This is a genomic window from Bartonella pachyuromydis (genome assembly GCF_039543065.1).
Taxonomy (GTDB): domain Bacteria; phylum Pseudomonadota; class Alphaproteobacteria; order Rhizobiales; family Rhizobiaceae; genus Bartonella; species Bartonella pachyuromydis.
This window is the reverse complement of record NZ_BAABJA010000034.1, coordinates 1-4,335: the sequence shown is the minus strand read 5'-3', so window position 1 is coordinate 4,335 and position 4,335 is coordinate 1. Positions and strand designations below refer to the sequence as shown.

The window sequence follows — 4,335 nt, the reverse complement described above, 5'->3', positions numbered from 1 at the left end:
GCTATAGAATATTATTATATTGTTCGTGAACACATTTGCTAAATGTGATCTCTTGTCGCTCTTATGTCCATTTTGCAACGCTGTTCATCAATGCTATAATGGTAAAGTTATATCAGCATTTTTACACTTATGGAAAAGCACATCAGTACACTCTTATCTCCAATGTTGTGAGAGTCCTTCTATTGATAAGAGGTACTTTATTGCTTGTACTTCAAGTATTTTTCTCCATACACTCATTTTGGTTTATGGGCGTGCAAGTAAAGTATTTTATGTGCTTTATTATGAATAAGGTGAGATGAGAGCAGTCTGCGATATACAAGAATTCGAAATGAAAAAATTTTTATTTTAGCGGTTTTTATGCAGCAGCTAAAGGAGAAGACATATTAGTATGTTCACGAAAAGCAGCAGGAAAGAGCCTATTATGGCTTTGTGGTATGTAAGGGGCTTCCTTTGCAAATATGCTAAGATTGAAAAGATCTTTCATTTATCCAAGAGGTGATAAGGGTTCTGAGAATATGCGTGGATTGTTAATGGCACAATGACCATCGGACCGCGAATGGCCCGATGGTTTGATAAAATTTGTTGTAAAAGAGTTTGCATTGCGTTGTTTATCTTGGAGCAATCATCTTTTTGGGATCAACCAGCCTATCGTAATCCTCTCCAGAAACACCTGCTTTGAGTGCTTCTGCGCGCAAGGTTGTATCATTTTTATGCGCGGCTTTAGCAATTTCGGCCGCCTTTTCATAACCAATTTCTGGAGCAAGTGCTGTCACCAGCATCAAAGAGCGTTCCATGAGAGTGTGAATATGAACCCGATTAGCACGTAACCCTTGAATACAATGGAGATCAAAAGAGCGCATGCAATCGCCAAGAAGCGTAATTGATTGCAAAACATTATAGCCAATGACAGGTTTATAAACGTTTAGTTCAAAATGCCCTTGGCTGGCAGCAAATGTTACACTGGTATGATTACCAAATACTTGGGTTGCAACCATAGTCATTGCTTCACACTGGGTGGGATTGACTTTGCCTGGCATGATAGAGGAGCCTGGTTCATTTTCAGGTAGGCTTAATTCGCCCAAACCTGAGCGTGGACCTGAGCCCAAAAAGCGTATATCGTTGGCAATTTTAAACAGATCAGCAGCCAGAGCATTGAGACTTCCATGGAAATGGGCAAGAGCTCCATGATGAGCAAGCGCTTCAAATTTATTGCTGGCGGTTTTAAAGGTTATCCCTGTGAGGGTGCTGATTGTTTCTGCAAAAGCAACATCAAAACCCTGTGGTGCATTGAGTCCTGTTCCTACAGCCGTTCCACCTTGAGCAAGCATTTGAACATCGCCAAGAGCTGTTTCAATACGCTGGCGATTGGCTTCGAGTGCGGCGCGGTAACCTGAAAATTCTTGCGCTAAAGTTAAGGGTGTTGCATCTTGCGTATGGGTACGCCCGATTTTAATGATATCGGCAAATTCCTCTTCCTTTTTTCTTAAAGTGGTAATAAGGGCTTCAAGAATAGGAAATAAATGCTGACGTGTTTGCAGTGTGGTGGCAATGTGAAGCGCTGTCGGAAAGGAATCATTTGAAGATTGGCTCATATTGACATGGTCATTGGGATGAACAGGGCTTTTGCTTCCTAATTTTCCTCCAAGTAGCATGCTGGCATGGTTAGCGATCACTTCATTGACATTCATATTGCTTTGCGTACCAGAACCCGTTTGCCAAACAGAGAGCGGAAAATGTGTATCAAATGTACCGGCGAGCACTTCATCAGCAGCTGTAATGATCGCTTTGCCAATGTTTTGCGGGAGTTTCCCTTTTTCCATATTCACAAGGGCTGCGGCTTTTTTGATAAGACTTAAGGCATAAATGATGGTGAGAGGCTGTTTTTCACTGCCAATATTAAAATTATGCAGTGAGCGTTCAGTCTGTGCTCCCCAATAACGGTCTTGACGTACCGAAATCGTCCCCAAGCTATCCGTTTCCTGACGTGTTTCAACCATGATGAGATCCTTTTATGTTCGCAGTTTAATAAAAAGCTAGATAATGCAAAATAGGAAAAAGAGGCAAGACGTCAAAGCCTTTTAAGGTAAATTATTTTTAGGAAGAATCCTTGACATTGAGAAGAGGCAATTTTATATTTTGGGCAATGTTAGCACTCATGCTTTAAGAGTGCTAGCAAGGACTTAAGATTAATGCAATTAATTAAGTTTTAAGGATTTTAAACATGGCTAATATACAATTCCGCCCACTTCACGATCGTGTCGTTGTTCGTCGGGTTGAATCTGAAAATAAGACTGCTGGTGGGATTATCATTCCTGATACAGCGAAAGAAAAACCCCAAGAAGGTGAAGTTATTGCTATTGGCAATGGTGCTCTCGATGATAATGGAAAGCGCGTGCCTTTAGAAGTGAAAACAGGTGATCGTATCCTGTTTGGGAAATGGTCTGGAACCGAAGTGAAGATTAATGGGGAAGACCTCTTAATCATGAAAGAATCTGACATTATGGGAATTTTGGGCTAATTTTAAGGCTCTCAATTCTTCCATTTTATATTATTTGAGATAACTCCAAGGAGAAATTAAATGGCTGCTAAAGAAGTCAAGTTTGGCCGTGAAGCGCGGGAGCGTTTGTTGCGCGGTGTTGATATCCTTGCTAACGCTGTAAAGGTAACACTTGGTCCTAAAGGGCGCAATGTGGTGATCGATAAATCATTTGGTGCACCACGCATCACAAAAGATGGTGTATCCGTGGCAAAGGAAATCGAACTAGAAGATAAGTTTGAAAATATGGGCGCGCAAATGTTGCGTGAAGTTGCTTCTAAAACCAATGATATTGCTGGTGATGGAACAACAACAGCAACGGTTTTGGGACAAGCTATCGTACAAGAAGGTGTAAAAGCCGTTGCTGCGGGCATGAACCCAATGGATCTTAAGCGCGGGATTGATGCTGCTGTAGATGAAGTGGTGGCAAATCTCTTCAAAAAAGCGAAGAAAATCCAAACTTCAGCAGAAATTGCACAAGTGGGAACAATTTCCGCAAATGGTGCTGCTGAAATCGGCAAAATGATTGCTGATGCCATGGAAAAAGTTGGCAATGAAGGTGTCATTACCGTGGAAGAAGCAAAAACTGCTGAAACGGAATTAGAAGTCGTTGAAGGTATGCAGTTTGATCGTGGATATCTTTCTCCTTACTTTGTCACCAATGCTGAAAAAATGGTGGCGGATTTGGATGATCCTTACATTCTTATTCATGAAAAGAAATTGTCTAATCTACAATCTCTTCTTCCTGTGCTTGAAGCTGTTGTGCAGTCTGGCAAACCACTTCTTATTATCGCTGAAGATGTGGAAGGTGAAGCTTTGGCAACACTCGTTGTCAACAAGTTGCGCGGTGGTTTGAAAATTGCTGCGGTAAAAGCGCCAGGATTTGGTGATCGTCGTAAAGCGATGCTTGAAGATATCGCAATCTTGACATCTGGTCAGGTTATTTCTGAAGATGTGGGCATTAAGCTTGAAAATGTCACTTTGGATATGCTTGGTCGTGCAAAGAAAGTAAATATTTCTAAAGAAAATACGACCATTATTGATGGTGCTGGACAAAAGGCTGAAATTAATGCACGCGTCAATCAGATCAAAGCTCAGATTGAAGAAACAACTTCTGACTATGATCGTGAGAAATTGCAAGAAAGACTTGCTAAACTTGCTGGTGGTGTTGCTGTTATCCGCGTTGGTGGTGCAACAGAAGTTGAAGTGAAAGAAAAGAAAGACCGCGTTGATGATGCCTTGAATGCAACACGCGCTGCTGTAGAAGAAGGTATTGTTGCTGGTGGTGGAACAGCTCTGTTGCGTGCAGCAAATGCGCTGACGGTTAAAGGAAAAAATCCTGACCAAGAAGCTGGTATTAATATCGTGCGTCGTGCTCTTCAAGCACCAGCACGGCAAATTGCTACCAATGCCGGTGAAGAAGCAGCTATTATCGTTGGCAAGGTGTTGGAAAATAATGCTGATACCTTTGGTTATAACACCGCAACCGGTGAATTTGGTGATTTGATTGCTTTGGGAATTGTTGATCCTGTGAAGGTGGTGCGTTCTGCCCTCCAAAATGCTGCTTCAATTGCCAGCCTTCTGATCACAACCGAAGCAATGGTTGCTGAAACTCCAAAGAAAGACACACCAATGCCTCCAATGCCAGCTGGTGGAATGGGTGGAATGGGCGGAATGGATTTCTAAAGCCCTCTTTTATAGAGATCAAAAGAAACGGGCCTCTCTGGCCCGTTTTTTATATTTCATAACTGGTAAATTTGTTTTGCTTGCTGCCAACAATTGGTGATCTGGAATTGTGT

3 protein-coding genes are annotated in these 4,335 nt (G+C 41.9%); 2 read left to right on the top strand and 1 reads right to left on the bottom strand.

Features of this window, described 5'->3' with window-relative positions; genetic code table 11:
• Positions 1 to 608: 608 nt before the first annotated feature.
• A complete protein-coding gene (fumC, locus tag ABD917_RS08510) occupies positions 609 to 1,997 on the bottom strand; it encodes a class II fumarate hydratase (RefSeq protein ID WP_345119638.1) in 1,389 nt (462 codons plus the stop codon).
• A gap of 224 nt (positions 1,998 to 2,221) precedes the next feature.
• Here fumC and groES point away from each other — a divergent pair, with 224 nt between their 5' ends.
• Both groES and groL read left to right on the top strand, forming a co-directional pair.
• Complete coding sequence (groES, locus tag ABD917_RS08505) at positions 2,222 to 2,518, top strand: co-chaperone GroES (RefSeq protein WP_005864441.1); 297 nt, start codon at positions 2,222 to 2,224, stop codon at positions 2,516 to 2,518.
• Positions 2,519 to 2,578: 60 nt separating this feature from the next.
• Entirely contained in the window at positions 2,579 to 4,222 is a 1,644-nt protein-coding gene (gene groL / locus ABD917_RS08500; protein ID WP_345119637.1) for a chaperonin GroEL, read from the top strand.
• Positions 4,223 to 4,335: the final 113 nt, after the last annotated feature.

What these genes read in the sequence shown, in the direction of transcription:
- groL (WP_345119637.1), top strand. Translation starts at nt 2,579, where the DNA reads ATGGCTGCTAAAGAAGTCAAGTTTGGCCGTGAAGCGCGGGAGCGTTTG.
- groES (WP_005864441.1), top strand. Translation starts at nt 2,222, where the DNA reads ATGGCTAATATACAATTCCGCCCACTTCACGATCGTGTCGTTGTTCGT.
- fumC (WP_345119638.1), bottom strand. Translation starts at nt 1,997, where the DNA reads ATGGTTGAAACACGTCAGGAAACGGATAGCTTGGGGACGATTTCGGTA.